The following is a 995-nucleotide window of genomic DNA, read 5'->3' on the forward strand; positions in this document are numbered from 1 at the left end:
CGTATTGCCTTACCAATGAAATGCTGTTAAGTTACTGGAATTATTAATAATTAAAGCGTCATTGTGTTTAGGTTTAGGTTGATGCCTTTAGGGTGTTAACCGGAATTCGCGCTAATACGCTGTTAGCAGTATTAGTATATTTATCTAATCGTATAAGGATATAAATTATGAATAGTTTCACTAGGTGGCTCATTTTAGCGGTTTTAATTATATCTGCCATTGCTTGTTATTCTTATGGTAGTTCAACTGGTTTATTTGTTTTTATTATAATAGGTGCAATATTTGAGTTGGCATTTTGGTTTGGTATATTTTCAAAAAAAGTAATCATTCCAACTCGTAAAAAATACTGCTAACAAGGCAATAAAGCAGGAAAATTTACAGTTGGCTGTTTTCACTGCGTTCAACATTTTAGCCAACTATAAATTTCCTTTTATTGAGGCGTTAAAAGTACAATTATGAAGCTAACTATTGAATCTAAAGAAATTAGCTGGACGTACGAGGGTGTAAGAATTCAGCCATCAGAAGTCTACGAGGCACTAGGTGCAACATATGATGAGAACTCAGACAAAGTTCTTGTTTTATGTGGTGAAAGAGGTGTGGCTCAAGAGTTAATGATATTCGATACGTCCGGTAATTATATTTTTAGTTTAGGCTCACCCAAAGGGTACTTTCAGCATTTTACTTTTTCATCTGGCTCCGCTGGAGTAGCTTGCGGTTATGATCTTCAAAATACGATTATTTACAAAATAGATTATCAAAAGCAGGTTTTAGAGTGACACCTTTTAACAAGGCTGTGAATTGGGATTTGGGTAAGCTGTCACCAATTTTGTTCCAAAATTACCGCCAGCTAACCCAAACCCATTACAGCGGCGTTATGCGTAATGAATAGATTGAAGAAATTTTCAGGGAAGTTGGCAGTTGGTATTTTCTGTATCTATATCATGTCGTGCTTTTTTCACTCAATTATCTATAGCAACAAAGCTTACTTCTTAATG

2 protein-coding genes are annotated in these 995 nt (G+C 34.9%); both read left to right on the plus strand.

Annotated elements, in window-relative coordinates:
- Nucleotides 1–167: 167 nt before the first annotated feature.
- Nucleotides 168–353, plus strand: coding sequence for a hypothetical protein (locus H5073_RS17940; RefSeq protein WP_182680921.1), 186 nt, complete (start codon nucleotides 168–170; stop codon nucleotides 351–353).
- A 102-nt stretch (nucleotides 354–455) separates the two neighbouring features.
- Nucleotides 456–776, plus strand: coding sequence for a hypothetical protein (locus H5073_RS17945; protein WP_182680922.1), 321 nt, complete (start codon nucleotides 456–458; stop codon nucleotides 774–776).
- Nucleotides 777–995 lie beyond the last annotated feature (219 nt).

The organism is Shewanella sp. SR44-3 (assembly GCF_014163735.1).
Lineage (GTDB): Bacteria > Pseudomonadota > Gammaproteobacteria > Enterobacterales > Shewanellaceae > Shewanella.